Origin of the sequence: Nonomuraea sp. ZG12 (genome assembly GCF_052068115.1) — a bacterium.
Classification (GTDB): Bacteria; Actinomycetota; Actinomycetes; order Streptosporangiales; family Streptosporangiaceae; genus Nonomuraea.
In genome coordinates this window covers 39,727-57,892 of sequence record NZ_JBQHCW010000011.1, presented here as the reverse complement: position 1 = coordinate 57,892, position 18,166 = coordinate 39,727, and the positions used below count along the sequence as shown (strand labels likewise).

Sequence of the window (18,166 nt, the reverse complement as noted above, 5' to 3'; positions counted from 1 at the left end):
TCATCGAGCACACTCGGCGTGAGTGCTAGGAATAGCATATGACGCAAGGATCCTCGCACGTTGCCCATGCTGCGAGCCCGCACCGGGTCGTCGTGATCGTGGACGAGAACTCCAACCCCTTCGAGCTGGGCTGCGCAACCGAGATCTTCGGCCTGCGCAGGCCGGAGCTCGGACGCGATCTCTACGACTTCCGCCTGTGTTCGCCCGAGCCGCGCACGCTGATGCGGGACGGGTTCTTCACACTCACGGGCGTCACCGGCCTGGAAGCGGCCGAATCGGCGGATACGTTGATCGTCCCCAACCGTCCCGACGTCGAGGTGCCCCGAAGAACCGCCGTGCTCGATGCCATCCGGCGGGCGCATGCGCGCGGCGCCCGCCTCGTCGGCTTCTGCAGCGGTGCCTTCACCCTGGCCGAGGCAGGGGTCCTCGACGGGCGCCGGGCCACCGCGCACTGGCAGTGGGCGGATTCCTTCCGGGCCCGCTTCCCTTCCGTCCGGCTCGAAACAGACGTGCTGTTCGTGGACGACGGCGACATCCTCACGGCCGCGGGAAGCGCAGCCGCGCTCGACCTCGGCCTGCACATCGTCCGCCGCGATCACGGCGCGGAAGTCGCCAACTCCGTGAGCCGGCGGCTCGTCTTCGCCGCCCACCGCGACGGCGGGCAACGGCAGTTCGTGGAGCGGCCCGTGCCCGAGGTGCCGGACGAGTCCTTGGCACCTGTCCTCGCCTGGGCCCAGGAGCACCTGGACGCCCCGGTCACGGTGTCCGACCTCGCCGCGCGCGCCTCGGTCAGTCCGGCCACCCTGCACCGCCGTTTCCACGTGCAGATGGGCACCACACCGCTGGCGTGGCTCACCGGGGAACGACTCGCTCTGGCATGCCGGCTGATCGAGCGGGGCGAGTCACGCTTCGAGACGGTCGCGCGGCACAGCGGGCTGGGCACCGCCGCCAATCTGCGTGCGCTGATGCGTCGCAAGATCGGGCTCACTCCATTGGAATACCGGCACCGATTCGGCCCGGGGATAGGCCAGGAATCGACCTGATCTCCTAACGGGCCACAACAAGCCGTGACTCGACGTCTGCCGCCGCCGGCAGCGAACAGACTGGCTGACCCCGGCAATGGCGGCATCCCGATCCTGCTGGACGTCGCGAGCGTGCGGGAGGTGCCGTGGCTGGAACCGGGGCAGGGGGTGTTTCCCGACGATCTCGAGGAGGCCGAGCGTCGCCAGGGTACGGGTGCGAGCCGGAGATGCGGTATCGAACTCACCACACGATCAGAATCACAACATTCGATCACATAGTTACACCACCCCAGGGGACGCCATCTCGGCTGGTCCGGATGATCCGCACGGATGACGTTATCGGCAGGCGCACAGTGGATTCATCAGGCTGTGGAGTCATCTCTCGGGGAGGGGCTGGGGCGAAGGGTGCCCGTGGACACGCTCCAGCACGACGACCGGGATCTGCCTGCCGGCGGCTGTCTCGAACTCGGCGAACTTCGGGACGAGCGCTATCTCTTTCGCCCAGATCCGCTCGCGCTCCGCGCCCTCCGCGAGCCGAGCCACGACCGGCATCCTCTCCGTGCCCACCTCGACGGTGGCCTGCGGATTCGCCATGAGGTTGTGGTACCAGACCGGATGATGCGGACTGCCACCGTGGGTGCCGAAGATGGCCCAGCCATCGCCGACCGGCTGGTAGAACAACGGGCTGATCCGCTCGCGCCCGGTCTTGGCCCCGGTGTGGTGCACCAGGATGAGCGGCATGCCTCGCTCGTCGAACCCGGGAAACCGGGGCGGGATGGGTCGGCCTGCGGCGAAATCCTCTTCGCTGCTCCATGACACATATCCGCCGTTCGCTCGGAACTCGGCGATGATCTGATCGTTCCAGCTGCCGGTGGCAGGAGCCTCGGCTGCGGTGGTCGTGGACGGGTCGGACATGGTATTCCCTTTGCTATCCGGAGCACTTGCTCCTCAAAGTAGCACAGGGCGGAGCATGTGCTCCGGATAAGAAGGTATGCTCGGCCGTATGGCAATGGCCGAACCGGAGAACACCATCCGGCGCCGCACACCGCGCGTGGACGCGATCCGTAACCGGGAAGCGATCGTCGAGGCCGCCGCCGAGGTGCTGGCCGAGCAGGGCGTCGCGGTGGACGTACGCGAGATCGCCCGCCGCAGCGGGGTGGGCATGGGCACCCTCTACCGGCATTTCCCGAAGAAGGAAGATCTCGTTCACACAGTCCTGCGCAGGGACTTCGCGAAATGGGCGGAATCGGCACGCCAGGCGGCGATCGAGGCCGAGGACCCCTGGGCGGCACTGACCGACTTCTACCAGCAGGCCCTGACCGGCTACGCCCGCCACCGCGCGATCATGGAGAACTTCGCGCTGACCTGGGCCGACCCCGATCTGGAGGGCATCCATCAGCTTCGCCTCGTCATCGAGCGACTGTGCGCCCGCGCCGGCGCCATGGGCCTGTTGCGCCCCGGCGTGACCACGGATGACCTGCTGCTCCTTCTGGTCTCACTGGGCCACGCCGTCCAGATCACCGACGAGTGCCGCCCACAGATGTGGAACAGGCTGTTGCGCATCTCCCTCGACGGCCTGCGCGCCGACCACCGTGAACCACTTCCTCCCGCAGACGTCGCACCGGATATCCACCACCCGAACCCAGAACAGAAACCCCGATAGATCAAGCCCTGCGGGACATGGGCTTACGTGTGTGCGTCGCCGGGAACCAGGCAGATGGCCACGATCGAGGCTCAGCGCGAGACGATCGCGCGGCTGGAAGCGACAGTGGAGCGGCTGACCGCGCCGCCGGGTCCGCGACATTCCGCTGGTCACCGTGACGGTGACCGAGCACCTCTGATTGCTTACCTTTCACTATTCACGGAGATCCCTTAGGAATAGAGGCTTCCCGTGTTCAGGAGTAATTGGACGACGGATGAAAGCAGAGCCACAAAGACAGCGGAAGGCCAGTACGGTAGCCGCGACACTGATGAACGACGGACGACGGCGAAATTCGATGCTGCAGTTATCGCAGCGAAGGCGACAACAAGTGCGAGCCCGATGAGCAGCGCTCCAAGATAGCCGTCACGGAACGGTATTCCCGGCGATCCGACACCCAGGCCCGCCAGCCAGTCACGAGCTACGAAGTAGGGGTAGAACAGGGCGAATTGTCCTAGAAAGCCGACTGCTGTATTTAGGGCAAGAGACAGCAGGTAGGCGGCACGCGAGGACAGTTGGCGGCCTCTCGCCTGTGTGTCTTGTCCATCATCACCCATCTAGAGGTTCCTTGCGCACTGTTGTATATTCGAAAATGCGGTGGCTGGGAATTGTTTCTCCCGGTACACGTCGCCTGAGCCGTTATAGTGCCTGAGGATCAGTCCTGAGATCAGCTGACGACCATGCCGTCGAACAGGCTATCGTGGCGGCATGGCATCTCAGGTAGGCTGCGGCAGCCATACCGCTTGTCCTCATAGGAGAAATTTGAAGCGTCGTTCGATGACTGCCATCGCATACATCATAACCTTTTTAGGTGCCGCGTCCGCCTGTAGTGCACCGAGCCCATCCGGCCCACCGCAATCTCGCACAGTGCAGCATGAATCCGACCTGGTCCTGCCGCTGGACGCCTACGATCTGACGTCCGAACAACGCTCGACGGTGCAGACCGCCCGCTATCTCTTGATAGAGCGATGCGTGGCCAGGTTCGGGCTGAAGTTCAAACCACACAACACCAAGCCGATCGCCTATCCGAAGAACGCGTCCTACCTCGGCTGGCTGGGGGCGAAGAAAGTCGCCGAATACGGCTACAGCGGCCCTCCTGGGCAACGGGAGGAGGCCGCGGCCGCCGTTTCCGGCATCCGCGGGTACGACATTCCGCGGAAGCAGGACGCCGTTCATGTCGGCACCGTGAAAACGTACAAAGGCCGTGCCGTTCCTTCGGAAGGATGTGACGGCTGGGCGCAGCGCAAGCTCAATGGAAACGCTCCCGGCCCGGACGGGAAGGTGCCCGCCAAGCCGCACATCTACAAGAACCTCTACGTCCTGATGGACGACGCCGCGATAGCCGCGTACAACCACCCCCAAGTGCGGGCCGCCGGCTCGGCATGGAGCGAGTGCATGCGCGCATCGGGCTTCATCTACCCGGACCCACCGTCCGCCGAGAGTGACAAGCGATGGGCCGGGCGAGGCGGGCAGGACAGCGCGGGGCGGCCGCCCGGCAGGGACGAGATCGCCGTGTCAGTCGCCGATGAGGCGTGCCGGTTGAAGGTCGACTACAGCGGCGCCCGTAAGCGCGCCTACGCGTCGGCCCAGGGAAAAATCATCGCGGCCAACCGCCCCACCCTCGACCGCCTGTCCGGCCTACTGAAGGTGCGCTACGCGAACGCCGTCAAGATTCTTCCTTGAAGTGATTGTGATCCCTATTGAAATCTCACTAACCCTCTTTCATCCTCAGGCGGTCTGGGCGACGCGGTGGTTTTGAAGGACGGCGATGGCCTTGTAGAGGTGGCCGATCTTGTTCGGGCTGCAGCGTACTGAGCCTCAATTTATGATGTCCGCCGGCATGCTCGCAGAGGGCATGACGGTGAGGCGGGTCTCGACCAGGCATCCGTTGATCAGGTGTGGACGGTACTGGATCTTCTTCAGGCCGCGCTTGAGCAGTGACCAGATGCCCTCGGTCGGATTGAGATCCGGCCTGTTCTGAGCGAGATGAGCCCGACTCAGGGCCGGTCGTAGATGGAGTGATCGCCGATACGGCGCCACATCAGGAACGGCTCGCCGTCGGCGGTGGTGCAGAACTCGAAGGTTGCCCTGCCGTCCGGGGAGGCGAAGTTCCACGTCAAGGAGTAGACGTGGATGTCGGTGAGCTTATGAATGCGTAGCCGCGGAGGCCAGGGGGCGTGGCCTGTGTGCGCTCCCTGCTCGATCGCCGGCAGGAAGTGCTTGTACACAGTCTCCCTGAACATCGCGTAGTGCTCAGGAGGAAGCCGGGCCGCGTCTCGGAGAAAGGCGGCCGTACGATCGAATTTCACGGGACGTCTTCTCCGCGGACCGCGTCTATCTCGGCGAAGAGGTCGTCCATGGTGTCGAAGGCGCGGGTGCGGCCCTCCCGGATGTCGGCGTCGGCCTCGGCCTCGGCCGACTGCCATCCAGGAGTCCAGTACCAAGCCTCGTCCGCAGGGACTATGGCGGCGACACGGCGACCTTGGTCGGTCAGATAGGCAATCGTGTGTCGCTGTGCTGCAGCGGTGATGACGTCGGGCAGATGGCCGTCGGCCTCGTCCAGCGACACCTCGAACGCGTCCTCGCTCATGTCGCGAGTGTAGGTCGTGGCTTGTGTTGGGGTCACATGCCATAGAGTAATGGATTAGCTACGCACTGTGGCCAATGGTCGACTCCACAGTGCTCTGTAGCCTTCGGATGCATGCTCTCGTGGTTGTGCGTTATCCGCCTCCTCTGGCTCGGGCGTACAGGAGGCGGTAAGGGTCGTCGGGTTGGTTGTGTCCGGCCTCGTATGCCTTGATGCGGCGGACGATGCTTTCCCGGGAGGGGAGCCTGGCGCGTACGTCGTCGTCGGCGGCCTCGACCAGGCGTCGGGCCATCTCTTTCTGGCTCCAGAGCCGGTTGCGGCGCTCGGCGCGCAGCCGTACGGCCCATGCGGGGAGTTCGGTGGCCATCGTGTGCACCTCGCTGTCAGACCTGGGGGATGTTCTGACCGCCCTTAGTGTCCCTCAATCACATCTGTGATGGCAGCGCTACGCACTGTTGTAATCGGAGGTGACGCGACCGAAGCGGGGTCCGTAGGCGCTGGAACCGCCGTACGGACCCCTTGATCAGGATGGTGGTCCTGACCTATGACACACGATAGGGCTGTAGTCGTCGCTCGTCCGGTGTTCGCCGGGTGGCGGATCATGCGCAGTGACGCCGGGCGGTGGTGGGCGACGCGCGAGCGGCCGTTTTCCAGGGCCGTTGAGGAGGCGGGCGCGTATCGTACGGTCGACGCTGACGGTCTGGTGGAGTTGTGCCGGGTCATCGCGGAGCAGGAGGGTATGGCGGAGCGGGCATGCCCGGCCGGATGGTTGGCCGGGTGATCGCGGCCACCGCCGTTCTCGCTCTGCCTGATGTCCTGGCGGAGGAGGGCGACGAGGGCTGTGCGGGGGTCTCGCCGCATCCGGCTGTGCCGCGTCCGGGGCGTACGGTGCTGCGGTGGATCGAGCAGGACCTTGGGCGCGGCCGGGTCGTCGCGTACTCCTGTTCCTGCCGGATGACCGCCTATGAGCTGGTCTCCTGCGCCGGCTTCTACCAGATCTGCCGCCGGACCCTTCCCCTGCAAGGGCGTGCCGCCCGTGTCCTGGACGGCTGAGTGGTGGCGTCGCGAGGAGGCGTACGAGTGGTGGCGCCGCCTGCTCGCCGGCCAGGCCCGATGAGCCGCCCCGCCGGTCGGATGCTGGTCCCGGCCGGCGGGGCTGCGGGCGGCCTGACGTACGCCCAGGGGTTCAGGCCGCCCGCTTTCCTGAGCATGTCGCCCGGCTGCGCGCCCGCGGCGTGCCGCGACGCCTCGGCTGAGCAAGCTGCCGGCGTCCCAACGTCGGCACGTACGAGGCCTCTTGGTGGCGGGACGCGGTCGGCTGCGCCATCGCACGTGATAAACCCGGTGACGTCGACGATCACCCCCGGGATACTGGTCGCCCATGGATGAGGTCGAAGTGGTCGTCGCCCATTCCGAGCGCGCGACCCTGCGCGTCGGCGAGGTGTTCCTGAAGGTGGACGCCGATCAGGCGCGCCTCGATGTCGAGGTCGAGGCGATGGCCCTGGTGCCGGTCCCGACCCCGAAGGTCCTGTGGCGCAAGCCGCCCGTGCTCGCGATCGCCGCGGTCCCGGGGACGGCGCTCGGCCGCCTCGGCGAGCCGTCGACCGCGTCCCCGGCGGCATGGGCCGCGGCGGGCGCCGCCATCCGGAGGTTGCACGACGCGCCGTTGCCGCCCAGGCCGGGCCGGGCCGGCCTGGGCATCGACGCGTGGGCGGCGGAACTCGACGGCGAGTGCGAGCGGCTCGTGACGGACGGCGTCCTGCCCGCCGACCTGGTCACTCGCAACCGCCAGGTGGCCGAGGCCGCGCTCCGGCCGTGGGCTCCGGTGTTCACGCACGGAGACCTGCAGATCACTCACGTGTTCGTCGACGGTGACGAGATCACGGGCATCATCGACTGGTCCGAGGCGGGCCAGGGTGATGCCCTGTTCGACCTCGCCATCTTGACGCTCGGACACGAGGAGCACCTCGGCGACGTCGTCGCCGGCTATGGCGCCGACGTCGACCTCGACGTGATCCGCGCGTGGTGGTCGTTGCGGAGTCTGCTGGCGGTTCGCTGGCTGGTCGAGCACGGCTTCGACCCGTTCGCACCGGGCTGTGAGGTCGACGTGCTGAGGTCCCGCCTGTGAGGCTGCGCGGGTTTGACCGCTATGGGAAGGTCCTGTCGGACAGGATGCCCGACAGGACCTTCCCACCCAGAATCCGGCGTGCGGTGCCGCCGGGCAGCGCTGAGGAACGTCAGGGAGCTTCTCCAGCGCGACGTAGGGGTTCCTCACCGTGGAAGACCTTCCCCGGCTCGGCCATCGCACGGTAGAGCTGGTCCGTGTCCCACGCGGGCTCGCGCAGATCGAGCCGGTTCGACGCCCGGAACCCGTCCAACGCCAGGTAGACGTGCCGCCGCCACATCGACGGGGCAACGTGCCGCGTGGCCTCGGCGACCCTGCTGCTCGCCCACAACAACAGAAAGAGGTCGGCGCCGGTGACGTCCGGACGCACGACGCCGGCCGCCTGAGCCCGCCCCAGCACCCGTTGTGCGAGCGCGCAGATCTCGCTGTGCACGGCATCGGTGCGGTCGTCACCGGGGAACCGCCGCGCCAAGAAGTCGCCGAACGCCCGATCCCCGGCCTGGGCCGCACACAGGACTTCGAGCAGGCCGCGAAACGCCTCCCAGGGATCCTCCAGGCCGAGCGCGGCCTCCACCTCATTGACCACGTGGCGCAGCTTCGGTTCGAGTACGGCGTACAGGAGGTCCAGACGCGTCGGGAAGTGCCGGTAGAGGGTGCCGACCACCAAGCCCGCCTCCCGTGCGATGCCGTCGAGGGCGGCCTGCGCGCCGTGGTCGGCGAACGCGCGCCGAGCGCACTCCAGAAGCCGCTCGCGGTTGCGGCGGGCATCCCGGCGAGCGGGCGGCGGGTTCCCCCTGGAAGACATGAGGCCATCCTAGCAAGGTGAGACATATATCAACTTTGAGAGTGCTCTCATCTTCGCTACAGTAAGCGGCATCAAAGATGAGAGCATCATCATTTTCTGACTAAGGGAGCGACATGGCGAAGCTCGGTGGGAAGGTCGCGGTGATCACCGGCGCGACCTCTGGGCTGGCACTGGCGACGGCGAAGTTGTTCGTCGAGGAGGGTGCGCACGTGGTCATCACCGGCCGGCGCCAGGATCGGCTGGACGCGGCGGTGGCCGCCATCGGCCACGGCGTGACCGGAGTGCTCGGCGACGTCGGTCGGATCTCCGACGTGGTCCGCCTGGCCGAGGTCGTGGCGGCCGAAGTGGGCCGGGTGGACGTGCTCATCGCCAGCGCCGGCGCCTGGACGTGGAACGAGCACATCGGCGACGTGACCGAGGAGTCGTTCGACGCCGTGTTCGGGGTGAACGTGCGCGGGACGTTCTTCACCGTGCAGAAACTGCTGCCGTTGCTGTCCGACGGCGCCTCGATCGTGCTCATCGGGTCGGGCGCCGCGGACAAGGGCGATCCGGGAACGACGGTCTACGCCGCGAGCAAGGCGGCACTGCGGTCGTTCGCCCGGACCTGGACCACCGACTTGAAGCAGCGCCGAATCCGGGTCAACGTCCTCAGCCCCGCCGCGATCGAGACCCCCGCGTTCGCGGACCTCCCGCCGGGGTTCAAGGAGCAGATCGCCTCGCGGGTCCCCGTCGGCCGCCTCGGTGACGAGGACGAGATCGCCACCGCGGCGCTCTTCCTCGCTTCCGCGGACTCGAGCTTCGTCACCGGGATCGACCTCCCCGTCGACGGCGGGATCGGCCAGGTCTGACCACCGATAAGGCGTCGAAGGTCAAAAGGCGTTAGCGTCCACGGGGGCGGTGTGCGGGTTTGAGCCCGTTCGTCACCTCGATGCCCGCAGGCGAAGATCGATGTGACATGAGGGCGGCCCCCTCGGCCGCAGCGGAGGGTTCAGGGCCGTCGTGCGGAAGCGGCGAAGATCGGCAGGGCCAGGAACAGGCGACCGACCCGGGCGCGCTCGGTCTGCTCGGCAGCCCAGGCCGTCTCCTGTTCGGCGGTGATGGCTCCGCCGGCGCGGGCGGCCTCGGCGATCCCGGTGAGCATGGGCAGCATGGTCTTGTCGGTGAAGACGCCGGTGTGCATTTCCACGGCGACGTCCTCGAACCCGGCGTCGAGCAGCAGGTTGCGGTAGCGGCGGGCGGCGCGGGGGTTGACCGTCCGGTCGGCACGGGCGTGGACGATGGTGCGGGTGAGCGCCGGGTCGTCGGAGTCGATGACGAAGGTGTCCCAGTCCTGGCCGAGGAGGACGATCCGCCCGCCCGGCGCAAGCACCCGCGTGGCCTCCGCCAGCGCTTTCCCGGCGTCGGGGAGGTCGTGGAAGACCTTGTCGGCCCGGTAGCCGGCCACCGCGCCGTTCCCGAGCGGCAGGTCGCAGGCGTCACCCAGGCGGAAGTCGGCGTCCGGCCAGCGGTGGCGGGCCGCCGCGAGCATCTGCTCGCTGAGGTCCACACCGATGGCCCGCGCATCCTGTTCGGCCAGCTCGGCCACCGCCCGCCCGGCGCCGCAGCCCACGTCCACCACGCTCGCGCCGGCCGGGAGATTGAGCAGCTCGTAGGACCGGGTACGCAGCGCGGCGGCGCCTGGCAGGGCATCGGCCGCGTCCATCATGCGGAGGAGCGATTCCCTGTGATCGGATGTCGTCGTCGATTTGGACATGGCAGCCAGCATGCGACTTAATGTCGACATGAAGTCAAGTGTCAGGATGAGCATCGGGGATATCGCGGCACGGTTCGGCCTGGCCACGCACGTCCTACGGCACTGGGAGACGATGGGCCTGCTCACGCCGGCCCGTATCGGTGGAGACCGCCGCCGATACGGCACCGACGACCTCTATCGTGTGGCGGCGATCCTGCGCGCCAAGGAGGCCGGATTCAGCCTGGACGACGTCCGCGCGATGATCAGCACGTCCGATCCCGTGGAACGGCGCGCCATCCTCGTGCGTCAGCGGGCCGAGCTGGCCCGCCGCATCGCCGAGGCGCAGGCCTCGCTCGAGCTCATCGACTGCGCTCTGGACTGCGAACACGAGGACCTGCCCGGTTGCCCGCACTTCCAGGCCAAGCTGGCCGAGCGTATTTCCCCCGACCCCCCACCGCACGTCCGCGGGTGATGCCTGGCCCGAGTTGAAGGACCGTACCTGGCGATCGTCGTCCCGTCAGGCGTCCCTCAGGTCGGCGGGGGCCGTCGCCCTGGCGTAGAAGATCACCACCGTCAGGAGCACGAGCAGGCCGGCGAAGGTGGTGACCTTGCCTACGGCGTCGGCGATCCAGCCGATCAGCACCGGGCCGAACAGCAGCCCGGAGTAGGTCAGGGTGGTGAACCTGGACAGCGCCATCGCCGCGCCGTCCGAGCTGCCGTGCCCGACCGCGCTGAAGATGAGGGGCAGCAGGACCGACAAACCCACGCCGACCACGCCGAAGCCGACGATGGTCACCGCGGCGTTCGGGCCCACCACGACCAGCAGCAGGCCGGCGAGCGCGACCGCGCTGCTCACCCGGACCAGGGGCGGCGCGCCGTACTTCTCGTGCAGGCGGTCGCCGACGAGGCGGCCGCCGACCTGGCAGACGTTGAACAGGATGTAGCCCAGGGAGGCGACGGCCAGGGTCGCGCCGCGGTCGTCGATGAGCAGGACGCCGCTCCAGCTGCCGACCGCCCCCTCCAGGATGAGCACGCTCGCCCCCATCGCGCCGAGCAGCAGCACCCGGGGCGTCCAGCCGGCCCGCCAGCGCACCCTGATCTTCTTGTCCGGCTCCGGCTCCTGGTCGGCGCCGGCGGGCAGCATCCAGAAGCCGGTGACCAGCGCGAGCGCGGCCACACCCACGCCCACCCAGGCGAAGTGCGCCATCAGGGAGATCTCGACCTGCAGGGTCAGGCCGCCCAGCAGGGCGGCGCCCAGCGCGCCGATGCTCCAGGCGGCGTGGCAGCGGTTCATCACGGCCCGCTTGAGCGTGCGCTCCACGGCGATCGCGTGCGAGTTCATCGACACGTCGAGCAGCCCGTCGATCAGGCCGAAGGCCACCAGTGCGACGGCGAGCTGGATCGGGTCGGCGGCCAGCGCGATGCCGATCAGTGACAGCGGCAGTGCCACGCCGGTGATCCTGGCGATCGGCGCGCTGCCGAACCGGGCCACCAGAGCACCGGTGACCTGCATGGAGATCAGCGCGCAGACCGACGGGACGACCAGCAGCAGGCCGAGCTGCCCGTCCGACAGGCCGTGCTCGAGCTTCAGCGTCGGCACCCGGATCAGGAAGGTGGCGTAGGCGAGACCCACGATCAGGAACGCGGACATCGCCGCCAGCCGGGTCAGGCCCGCCGTGCGTGGCTCGGGGTCGAGTTCGGGTGTGCTGGTGTCCTCAGGCGCCGTCATCGCCGGCCCACTCCTTCATCCATCGGCTGTCCGCCTTCTCGCCCCGGAGGATGAACCGCAGGTCCACGGAGACGCGCATGGCATCGGTCACGGTGTCGAGCGAGGCGTGCACCAGGTGCGGACTGTGCACGGTGAGGTCGCCCGCCTCATAGTCATGCCACAGCCACCGGCGGCCCACGGCCCGCGCCGTGGCCTGGAGGTCGTGGCTGATCGGCCGGGGGTCGCCCGCGCGGTCGCTGACGAGCCGCGCCCGCTCGAACCGCTCGGCCGCCTCCCGGTGCGAGCCTTCGAGGTAGACCAGGCCGCCGGTCTCCATCGGGCAGTCGCCGGCCGGGATCCACATGGTGAGCACCCGCTCGCTGCCCTGGGTCATGTAAGCGTGGTCGGTGTGCGCGCGCGAGGCCATCTGGGTGCCCGCGTGGAAGTGGCGCAGGATGCCGCGCCGCAGCCGCTCGACCGGGCCGCCGAGCAGCGCCTCCGCCAGGCCCCGCAGCGACGGCTGATCGGCGAAGGACGCGAAGTGCCGCTCGCGGACGAAGGTGTGCGCCGGATGGCCCCGCACCCCGTGCGCGGGCAGCCCGTCGGGCGCCTTCCCGGAGAAGATCCCCTCCTCGGGCGTGGAACCGGCGGCGAGCAGCCCGTCCGGGAACATCGACAGGTACGCCGCGCGCAGGTCCAGCACCTGCCGACGGTCGAGGAAGCCGCGCAGCAGCACCACCCCGTCGTCGTGGAAGCGCCGGCGCAGGGCGGGGAGGTCACCGGCCAGCGGCGTGCTGTCGGTCAGCGGCGCGAACAGCTCGGGGGTGAACGGGACGGGCACCCCGTTGGACGTCACGGCCTGCCGGGACATCAGTAGACCCCCTCGATGACCCGTGGCGCGTCCTCCGACTCGTACGCGCCCACCTGCGACACTCCCGGCCACGGGAACCACGGATGCGCGGGGGCGGAGACCGCCGTGTCCCGCTCCAGCAGGTTGGGCAGGAAGAGGTCTTCGAGCAGGGTCACCACCCGGATCCGCCCCCGCTCGCCGACCGCGACCTCCTGCCACACGTCGTCCGGCCGCACCACGTGCATGACCGCCAGCGGCGGCGGCAGGTGGTGGCTGTGCGGCGCGCCGGGCTCCAGGGCGTCTGCCTGCAGCGCGTGCCCGGACAGGGTGTTGCCGTAGGTGTCGATCCACTGCACGTCCTGGAGATACTCCTCGCGCAGGTAACGGGCCTCCTCGGGCGAGCAGGAGGTGCCGCCGGTGCACACCGCGCGCACGCCGTACGCGCTGAGGGGTTTGCGGAGCGCGGGCGCGAGCGACATGAGCAGCCGTGAGGTGGTGAAGAGCAGCGCGGGCCGTTCGTCCTCAAGGATGTCCGCGGTCTGCGCGACCAGATGGGCGACGTAGGCGTCGGCCTCGCCCGAGGCGCGGACCAGGTGTTTGACCCAGCGCGGGTCGAAGTCGACGGAGAAGACGGCCGCGCCCCAGCTGTCGCCGAGCAGCTTGACGAAGTGACCGTAGGCGTGCGGGCCGCTGGGCGTCATGGCCAGGATGTCGCCGCCGAGCAGGCCGCGCGCCTCCAGCATGACGCGGTACATCGCCACGTCGTGGACGGCGCGGGTGACGTCGACGACGCGGTACGGCCTCCCGGACGAGCCGCCGGTCTCCACGACCCGGAACGGGCGCCCCGCGAAGCCACGCGGCACCAGGTCACGCGCCCGCACCCCGCGCAGGTCCGTCTTGTCGAACAGGCCGAACAGGCGCAGCGAGGCGTAGTCGGTGACGTCACGGATCGGGTCGAAGGGCAGGCCGCCCTTGCGTGCCAGCCAGAACGCCGACCCGGTCCGGTCGCTGAAGTGCCAGCTCATCATGCGGGCCGTCCACTCGTCGAGCGATTCGCGCAGTGGAGGGACGTGCTCTCGCATGGCCTCAAGCAGGGAGCCGCCCGGCTCTGGGGGGTGGTTCGTGTTCAGGACGACACTCCTTCCGGGGAGATCGCGTAGTGGGCCGGGTGGACGAAACGGGATCTGGCGGCCAGACCGAGGGCGCCGGCCCGGTCCGTGGCGACGATCACGGCGAAGGGGAAGGGCAGCTCGACGCCGACCAGCGGGTGGCCGGGGTCGTCGACCTCGACGAGGGCAGGCGCGAGGAAGCCGTCCGACAGCAGCGGCCGCCGGGTGAGCAGCCGCCCGCCGGGGGCGAGCCGGTCCATCACGAACGCGGCCGTCCGTGCGGCGTCGGCCTCGGGCCAGGCCGCCTGCGGCCGGCGCGGGTCCGGCGGGTCGAGCGAGATGCCGTCGAGCACCTCGGCGACCCGCCGGCCGAGCGGCTCGGTCCCGCGCAGGCAGGCCACCACGCAGGTGCTGGTGCAGAACCGGCCCGCGTCCTGCGCGATCCGCTCGGCGAGCCATTCGGGGTCCGGCGGCTCGTCCACGATCACGCAGGCGCGCCCCGGCCCCCGGAACTCCAGCGACGGCGGCCCCGCCGCCCTCCCGGCGAGCTCCGCCGCCAGATCGTCCCCTCCATACACGATCTGGTGGTCGGAGCTCTGGATGAGGGCGTGCAGGGTGCGGGGCGCGGTCGGGTAGTAGCCGAGCGTCTCGGCCGGCCAGCCCACGCTCAGCAGGGCCCCGATCAGGCGGGCCGACGACAGCGGCTCACGCCTGCTCGGCCGGACCCAGACGGCCGCGCCGGACAGCGCGGCCTCCAGTACGGCCTCCAGGCAGGTGAAGGTGTTGGCGGGCAGCGAGACCAGGGTGAGGCCGTCGCGCTCCTCCGGCACGAGCTCTGCCGGGCGGGAGCCGCGTTCGTCCGCCGGCTCCGCCCATCGGGCGCCGAGCAGGTCCGACCAGCGCCGTACCAGAGCGGGCGGGAGCCCGGCCACCGCGCCCATCGACGCGGCGAAGTCGCCGGAGTCCTGAACACCGAGCCCTTCGACCGGCACCCGGCCGAACCTGAACAGGTCGACGGCCTCGCGGAGCAGGTCCAGCCGCCTGTTCCGGTCCGGAACACCGGGCCCGGCCAGGCCGGCGCGCAGCCGGGCGGCGTCGTCGCGGACGATGATCTCCGGGGCCAGGCAGAGCGACCCGGCGCCGGGGACGGGCACGGTGTCCATCGACCGATACCACCGGCCCCCGCGCAGCAGCGGGAGGACTGCCTGGGCGGTCACGAGAGGGAGTCCCGCAGCGCCTGGACGACCCGATCCTGCTGGGCGGTGGTCATGCCGGGGAAGATCGGCAGGCAGATGTGGCGGGCGGTGAACGCCTCGGCGCGTGGGTAGGAGCGGTCGCCGAAGCGCGGGGCGAAGTAGGGCTGGCGATGCAGCGGGACGTCGTACACCTCACCCGCCAGGCGCACCCCGTCGGCGCGCAGCCGCGCCTTGAGCGCCGCCCGGTCCACGCCGTCCGGCAACAGCGCCAGGTACTTGTAATGATTTGTCGCGCAATTAGGTGATATTTCGGGACGGGTGAGGGCGGGCACGCGGGGCAGGTTCTCGTCGTACCAGGCGGCCAGTCTCCTCCGCTCGGCCAGCACCTCCGCCAGCCGGGCCAGGTGGGTGAGCCCCACGGCCGCGTGCAGCTCGCTCATCCGCCAGTTGCTGCCGAGGTCGTCGTGCAGGTTCTCCTCGAAGGAGCGCTTGCCGTGGTCCCGCAGACGCCGCACCCGCTCCAGGTCGCCAGGGTCGGCGGCGGTCAGCAGGCCGCCCTCGCCGCTGGTGATGACCTTCGTGGGGTAGAGCGAGAAGGCGGCCAGCCGGCCGAACGTGCCCGCCTGCCGCCCGCCCAGCGACGAGCCGAGCGCGTGCGCGGCGTCCTCGACCACGGCGACGCCCCGCTCGGCGCAGACGGCCAGCACCTCCGGCAGGGAGTCCGGCAGGGCGCCCGCGATGTGCACGGGCACCACCGCGGCCACGTCGTCATGAGCGGAGAGCGCCGCCCGCAGGCCATCGGGGTCCAGGCCGAGACCGTCGGGCTCCATGTCGACGAAGTCGACCCTCGCCCCGGCGCGGACGGCGCTCGCCGCGGTCGCGAAGAAGGTGTTGGCCGGGACCAGCACGGTACGCCCCGCGACTCCGACGATCCGCAGCGCGATCTCCAGGGCGGACGAGCCGGAGCTGACGGCCGCAGCGCCCCGGCCGATCTCCCGGCCGGCCAGCTCCTCCAGCCGGCCGCCGGCCGGGCCGAGCGTCAGCGACCCGGACGCCAGCGCGTCGTCCACCAGGTCCAGGACGTCCAGGCGGGCCCGTACGCCGAAGGACACCCGCGCGGCGGGCACGAACGGCTCGTCGGCGGCGGGCTTGGCCAGGGTGCGGGCGAAGAAGTCGGCCGCCTCGGCCAGGCCGGTGCTGTGGCCCATGGGCAGGGCGAGCACCTCGGCCCGTCCCTGCTCGTAGGAGCGGATGATCCGCTCGCCGGCCCGCGCCGCGTCGTCGTGGTCGAGCCGCGCGTCGGCGTTGCCGTACTGGATCTGGAGAGGGGCGGGGGTCAGGGCCGCGTACAGCTCGGGGAGGTCGGCGTGGCGCAGGATGGACGGCAGGGCGGTGTACTGGTTCCAGGCCAGCAGCTTGCCGATCATCGTCTGGTAGGTGCCCAGGTGGCTGGCCGCGCACAGCGGGACCGGCTCGTCCGCCAGGAGGGCGGCGTGCAGGGCCACGGCCGCGCCCATGCTGTGGCCGAACAGGCCGGCGCCGGCTACGTCCGGCTGCGCGCGCAGCCAGCCGAGCGCCGCCAGGGCGTCCTCGGCCAGCGCGCCGAGCAGGCTGCCCCCGTACAGCCGCAACGTGCCGTCCAGCACGTCGCCGCTGTCGCGCCCGCCCAGCGCGGCGGGGTCCGCCCACCGGTCCAAGCCGTGGTCGAGGGTGAGGGTGCGGAATCCGGCCCCGGTCAGATGGGCGGCCACGTCGCGGCCCGGATGGTCGGGCGGGACGAGGCCGGTCACCCGCTCCAGCGTCGCGTTACGCCCTGGGCACACCAGCACGGCCGGCCACGGCGGCGGGCCCGCCGGGGTCAGCATGACGGCGCGCAGTTCATCGCGGCCGTCGTGCTCGAAGACGTAATGATCCACGCGGTGGTCCTCGCGTTCCGCGCCGTGCGTGGACCGGATCCGGAGGGTCCGCTCCTGGACGGCGGCCAGCCGGACGACCGCCCGGCGCACCTGCGCGTTGCGGGCGGCCTGGTCCGGAGCGCGTACGGGGGAACGGCCGAGATGGGTGAAGCGTTCGATCGGCGTCAACGGTGTTCTCGGATCTCAGACGAAGTCGGTGTGAAGGGCCTGGGGCACTTCGACGCGGTAGTTGTTCAGGGCGTCGTCGATCTTGATCTGACCCCTGCGCAGCCATTCGAGCAGCTCGTTCTGCGGCCGGTAGAAGCAGGACTTGCACAGGTCCGTCCGGCGCGGGTTGCTGGCCTCCCACTCGGCTCTGGGGCCGCCTTCGAGCACGGGGAGATAGCCGTCCTCCAGCACGTTGCCGATGAGGTAACGGCTGTTCAGGTGCACCTGCGGGCAGGGGTAGAGGTTGCCGTCCGCGCCGACGGCCGTGACGAAGCGGCTGTAGTGGCAGTGCTCGAAGTCGCCCTCGACCTCCTCCACCTGGTCCATCGGCCCCCGGTCCAGCTTGGGCACGGAGATCTCGAACTCCTCCGACGACAGCGCGGCGACCTCGGTCAGCGAGGCGGAGACCTCGGCCATGACCTCTTCGATGGTCTCGTGGCCCATGGAGCTGTAGAACTCCGGCTCGAACCGGACATAGTGCGCCCCAGAGTCGCGCACGGCGTGGGCGGCCTGGACGATCTCCTTGTAGTTCTGCCGGGTGATCACGAAGTTGAACCCGATCCGGAACTCCGGATCGACGGCCTGCTCGCGCAGGCGACTCACCGCCTTGAGGAAGGTGGTGAAGGTCCGCTCCCGGTCCCGGGTGATCTCGTTGAACGTCGCCTCGGTGCCGGCGTTGAGCCCGATCCGCACCCACGTGTGGGTGTTGATCACGCAGTCGGCGATCTCCTGCCGGTGCAGGCGCGATCCGTTGGTGATCAGGCCGATGCGCAGACCCGCCTCGTTTCCGGCCGCGCAGATCTCCGTATAGCCGCGATGAATGGTGCATTCGCCACTGCCGCAGAACGTCACGGCCCGGCCGCCGGACTCGGCGAATTCCCGCATGAGCTTGACGCTCTTATCTGTGGGAATGGCGTCCTTGAAGGAGAACAGGTCGTAGAAGTTCTCCTCGTTCGGCGAATGGAAGTTGCAGAAATTGCAACGCATGTTGCAGGCGCCCATGATGCCGATGCGCATATGGATGGGCCGGAACGTCTCGCCGTTGACGAATTTCCTCAGCAGGTCCTCGTGGGCCAGCACCTTGTCGGGCGCGTGGGCCTGGTCAAGAGAGACCTCCGCCAGACCGTCGCTGTTTCGGGGGCGCGCGGATCGGTAACTTTCGTCGGACATCTCGTCTCCACCCTCGGCCGCGCAAGTCTCCATGACGGCC

20 protein-coding genes are annotated in these 18,166 nt (G+C 69.5%); 7 read left to right on the top strand and 13 right to left on the bottom strand.

The features are described from left to right. Positions 1-38: 38 nt before the first annotated feature. Entirely contained in the window at positions 39-1,043 is a 1,005-nt protein-coding gene (locus ACTMTF_RS27675) for a helix-turn-helix domain-containing protein (protein WP_441113295.1), read from the top strand. Between the two features lie 354 nt (positions 1,044-1,397). On the opposite strand, the gene ACTMTF_RS27670 is transcribed toward ACTMTF_RS27675, so the two are convergent. After that, positions 1,398-1,937, bottom strand: a complete 540-nt coding sequence (locus ACTMTF_RS27670; protein ID WP_441113294.1) for a nitroreductase/quinone reductase family protein — start codon at positions 1,935-1,937, stop codon at positions 1,398-1,400. Positions 1,938-2,025: 88 nt separating this feature from the next. On the opposite strand from ACTMTF_RS27670, the gene ACTMTF_RS27665 reads away from it, so the two are divergent. Then, positions 2,026-2,685 carry a TetR/AcrR family transcriptional regulator gene (locus ACTMTF_RS27665; RefSeq protein ID WP_441113293.1) on the top strand — a complete coding sequence of 220 codons (660 nt, stop codon included), beginning with the start codon at positions 2,026-2,028 and terminating at the stop codon, positions 2,683-2,685. A 209-nt stretch (positions 2,686-2,894) separates the two neighbouring features. Here ACTMTF_RS27665 and ACTMTF_RS27660 read toward each other — a convergent pair whose 3' ends face one another. Then, positions 2,895-3,278, bottom strand: a complete 384-nt coding sequence (locus tag ACTMTF_RS27660; protein ID WP_441113292.1) for a hypothetical protein — start codon at positions 3,276-3,278, stop codon at positions 2,895-2,897. A gap of 220 nt (positions 3,279-3,498) precedes the next feature. Between ACTMTF_RS27660 and ACTMTF_RS27655 the strand changes: the two genes are divergently transcribed. After that, positions 3,499-4,404, top strand: coding sequence for a hypothetical protein (locus ACTMTF_RS27655; RefSeq protein WP_441113291.1), 906 nt, complete (start codon positions 3,499-3,501; stop codon positions 4,402-4,404). Between the two features lie 314 nt (positions 4,405-4,718). Here ACTMTF_RS27655 and ACTMTF_RS27650 read toward each other — a convergent pair whose 3' ends face one another. The 3 genes from ACTMTF_RS27650 to ACTMTF_RS27640 all read right to left on the bottom strand — a co-directional run bounded on the left by ACTMTF_RS27650 (position 4,719) and on the right by ACTMTF_RS27640 (position 5,675). Further along, the gene (locus ACTMTF_RS27650; RefSeq protein ID WP_441113290.1) at positions 4,719-5,030 is read right to left on the bottom strand and encodes a hypothetical protein; all 312 of its coding nucleotides are present in this window, start codon (positions 5,028-5,030) and stop codon (positions 4,719-4,721) included. Then, complete coding sequence (locus ACTMTF_RS27645) at positions 5,027-5,311, bottom strand: hypothetical protein (protein WP_441113289.1); 285 nt, start codon at positions 5,309-5,311, stop codon at positions 5,027-5,029. The genes ACTMTF_RS27650 and ACTMTF_RS27645 overlap by 4 nt, the downstream gene beginning before the upstream one ends. A gap of 130 nt (positions 5,312-5,441) precedes the next feature. Continuing rightward, complete coding sequence (locus ACTMTF_RS27640) at positions 5,442-5,675, bottom strand: hypothetical protein (RefSeq protein ID WP_441113288.1); 234 nt, start codon at positions 5,673-5,675, stop codon at positions 5,442-5,444. 386 nt (positions 5,676-6,061) lie between these two features. Between ACTMTF_RS27640 and ACTMTF_RS27635 the strand changes: the two genes are divergently transcribed. Further along, on the top strand, positions 6,062-6,361 hold the full coding sequence (locus ACTMTF_RS27635) for a hypothetical protein (RefSeq protein WP_441113287.1): 300 nt from the start codon (positions 6,062-6,064) through the stop codon (positions 6,359-6,361). A gap of 328 nt (positions 6,362-6,689) precedes the next feature. Then, positions 6,690-7,436 (top strand): phosphotransferase family protein, encoded by a 747-nt coding sequence (locus tag ACTMTF_RS27630; protein WP_441113286.1) that lies wholly within the window; start codon positions 6,690-6,692, stop codon positions 7,434-7,436. A 109-nt stretch (positions 7,437-7,545) separates the two neighbouring features. On the opposite strand, the gene ACTMTF_RS27625 is transcribed toward ACTMTF_RS27630, so the two are convergent. Beyond that, positions 7,546-8,238 (bottom strand): TetR/AcrR family transcriptional regulator, encoded by a 693-nt coding sequence (locus ACTMTF_RS27625; RefSeq protein ID WP_441113285.1) that lies wholly within the window; start codon positions 8,236-8,238, stop codon positions 7,546-7,548. A 113-nt stretch (positions 8,239-8,351) separates the two neighbouring features. On the opposite strand from ACTMTF_RS27625, the gene ACTMTF_RS27620 reads away from it, so the two are divergent. Then, the gene (locus ACTMTF_RS27620; protein ID WP_441113284.1) at positions 8,352-9,086 is read left to right on the top strand and encodes an SDR family oxidoreductase; all 735 of its coding nucleotides are present in this window, start codon (positions 8,352-8,354) and stop codon (positions 9,084-9,086) included. A gap of 140 nt (positions 9,087-9,226) precedes the next feature. Here the strand turns inward: ACTMTF_RS27620 and ACTMTF_RS27615 are convergent, their stop codons facing one another. Further along, a complete protein-coding gene (locus ACTMTF_RS27615) occupies positions 9,227-9,991 on the bottom strand; it encodes a methyltransferase domain-containing protein (RefSeq protein ID WP_441113283.1) in 765 nt (254 codons plus the stop codon). Between the two features lie 46 nt (positions 9,992-10,037). Between ACTMTF_RS27615 and ACTMTF_RS27610 the strand changes: the two genes are divergently transcribed. Then, a complete protein-coding gene (locus tag ACTMTF_RS27610) occupies positions 10,038-10,442 on the top strand; it encodes a MerR family transcriptional regulator (protein WP_441113282.1) in 405 nt (134 codons plus the stop codon). A gap of 45 nt (positions 10,443-10,487) precedes the next feature. Here ACTMTF_RS27610 and ACTMTF_RS27605 read toward each other — a convergent pair whose 3' ends face one another. Genes ACTMTF_RS27605 through ACTMTF_RS27580 form a run of 6 tightly spaced genes read right to left on the bottom strand, consistent with a single transcriptional unit; the run spans position 10,488 to position 18,126 of the window. Next, the gene (locus ACTMTF_RS27605; RefSeq protein WP_441113281.1) at positions 10,488-11,699 is read right to left on the bottom strand and encodes an MFS transporter; all 1,212 of its coding nucleotides are present in this window, start codon (positions 11,697-11,699) and stop codon (positions 10,488-10,490) included. Next, a complete protein-coding gene (locus ACTMTF_RS27600; protein WP_441113280.1) occupies positions 11,686-12,549 on the bottom strand; it encodes a phytanoyl-CoA dioxygenase family protein in 864 nt (287 codons plus the stop codon). The genes ACTMTF_RS27605 and ACTMTF_RS27600 overlap by 14 nt, the downstream gene beginning before the upstream one ends. Next, positions 12,549-13,610, bottom strand: coding sequence for a hypothetical protein (locus tag ACTMTF_RS27595; RefSeq protein ID WP_441113279.1), 1,062 nt, complete (start codon positions 13,608-13,610; stop codon positions 12,549-12,551). The genes ACTMTF_RS27600 and ACTMTF_RS27595 overlap by 1 nt, the downstream gene beginning before the upstream one ends. A gap of 44 nt (positions 13,611-13,654) precedes the next feature. Further along, a complete protein-coding gene (locus ACTMTF_RS27590; protein ID WP_441113278.1) occupies positions 13,655-14,854 on the bottom strand; it encodes an acyl-CoA reductase in 1,200 nt (399 codons plus the stop codon). Then, on the bottom strand, positions 14,851-16,917 hold the full coding sequence (locus tag ACTMTF_RS27585; RefSeq protein WP_441113277.1) for a DegT/DnrJ/EryC1/StrS family aminotransferase: 2,067 nt from the start codon (positions 16,915-16,917) through the stop codon (positions 14,851-14,853). The genes ACTMTF_RS27590 and ACTMTF_RS27585 overlap by 4 nt, the downstream gene beginning before the upstream one ends. 15 nt (positions 16,918-16,932) lie before the next feature. Beyond that, positions 16,933-18,126 carry a radical SAM protein gene (locus ACTMTF_RS27580; protein ID WP_397001645.1) on the bottom strand — a complete coding sequence of 398 codons (1,194 nt, stop codon included), beginning with the start codon at positions 18,124-18,126 and terminating at the stop codon, positions 16,933-16,935. Between the last annotated feature and the right edge of the window lie 40 nt (positions 18,127-18,166).

Coding starts and splice junctions, on each gene's coding strand:
- ACTMTF_RS27675 (WP_441113295.1), top strand. CDS start 39: ATGACGCAAGGATCCTCGCACGTTGCCCATGCTGCGAGCCCGCACCGG.
- ACTMTF_RS27670 (WP_441113294.1), bottom strand. CDS start 1,937: ATGTCCGACCCGTCCACGACCACCGCAGCCGAGGCTCCTGCCACCGGC.
- ACTMTF_RS27665 (WP_441113293.1), top strand. CDS start 2,026: ATGGCAATGGCCGAACCGGAGAACACCATCCGGCGCCGCACACCGCGC.
- ACTMTF_RS27660 (WP_441113292.1), bottom strand. CDS start 3,278: ATGGGTGATGATGGACAAGACACACAGGCGAGAGGCCGCCAACTGTCC.
- ACTMTF_RS27655 (WP_441113291.1), top strand. CDS start 3,499: ATGACTGCCATCGCATACATCATAACCTTTTTAGGTGCCGCGTCCGCC.
- ACTMTF_RS27645 (WP_441113289.1), bottom strand. CDS start 5,311: ATGAGCGAGGACGCGTTCGAGGTGTCGCTGGACGAGGCCGACGGCCAT.
- ACTMTF_RS27640 (WP_441113288.1), bottom strand. CDS start 5,675: ATGGCCACCGAACTCCCCGCATGGGCCGTACGGCTGCGCGCCGAGCGC.
- ACTMTF_RS27635 (WP_441113287.1), top strand. CDS start 6,062: ATGCCCGGCCGGATGGTTGGCCGGGTGATCGCGGCCACCGCCGTTCTC.
- ACTMTF_RS27630 (WP_441113286.1), top strand. CDS start 6,690: ATGGATGAGGTCGAAGTGGTCGTCGCCCATTCCGAGCGCGCGACCCTG.
- ACTMTF_RS27625 (WP_441113285.1), bottom strand. CDS start 8,238: ATGTCTTCCAGGGGGAACCCGCCGCCCGCTCGCCGGGATGCCCGCCGC.
- ACTMTF_RS27620 (WP_441113284.1), top strand. CDS start 8,352: ATGGCGAAGCTCGGTGGGAAGGTCGCGGTGATCACCGGCGCGACCTCT.
- ACTMTF_RS27615 (WP_441113283.1), bottom strand. CDS start 9,991: ATGTCCAAATCGACGACGACATCCGATCACAGGGAATCGCTCCTCCGC.
- ACTMTF_RS27610 (WP_441113282.1), top strand. CDS start 10,038: ATGAGCATCGGGGATATCGCGGCACGGTTCGGCCTGGCCACGCACGTC.
- ACTMTF_RS27605 (WP_441113281.1), bottom strand. CDS start 11,699: ATGACGGCGCCTGAGGACACCAGCACACCCGAACTCGACCCCGAGCCA.
- ACTMTF_RS27600 (WP_441113280.1), bottom strand. CDS start 12,549: ATGTCCCGGCAGGCCGTGACGTCCAACGGGGTGCCCGTCCCGTTCACC.
- ACTMTF_RS27595 (WP_441113279.1), bottom strand. CDS start 13,610: ATGCGAGAGCACGTCCCTCCACTGCGCGAATCGCTCGACGAGTGGACG.
- ACTMTF_RS27580 (WP_397001645.1), bottom strand. CDS start 18,126: ATGTCCGACGAAAGTTACCGATCCGCGCGCCCCCGAAACAGCGACGGT.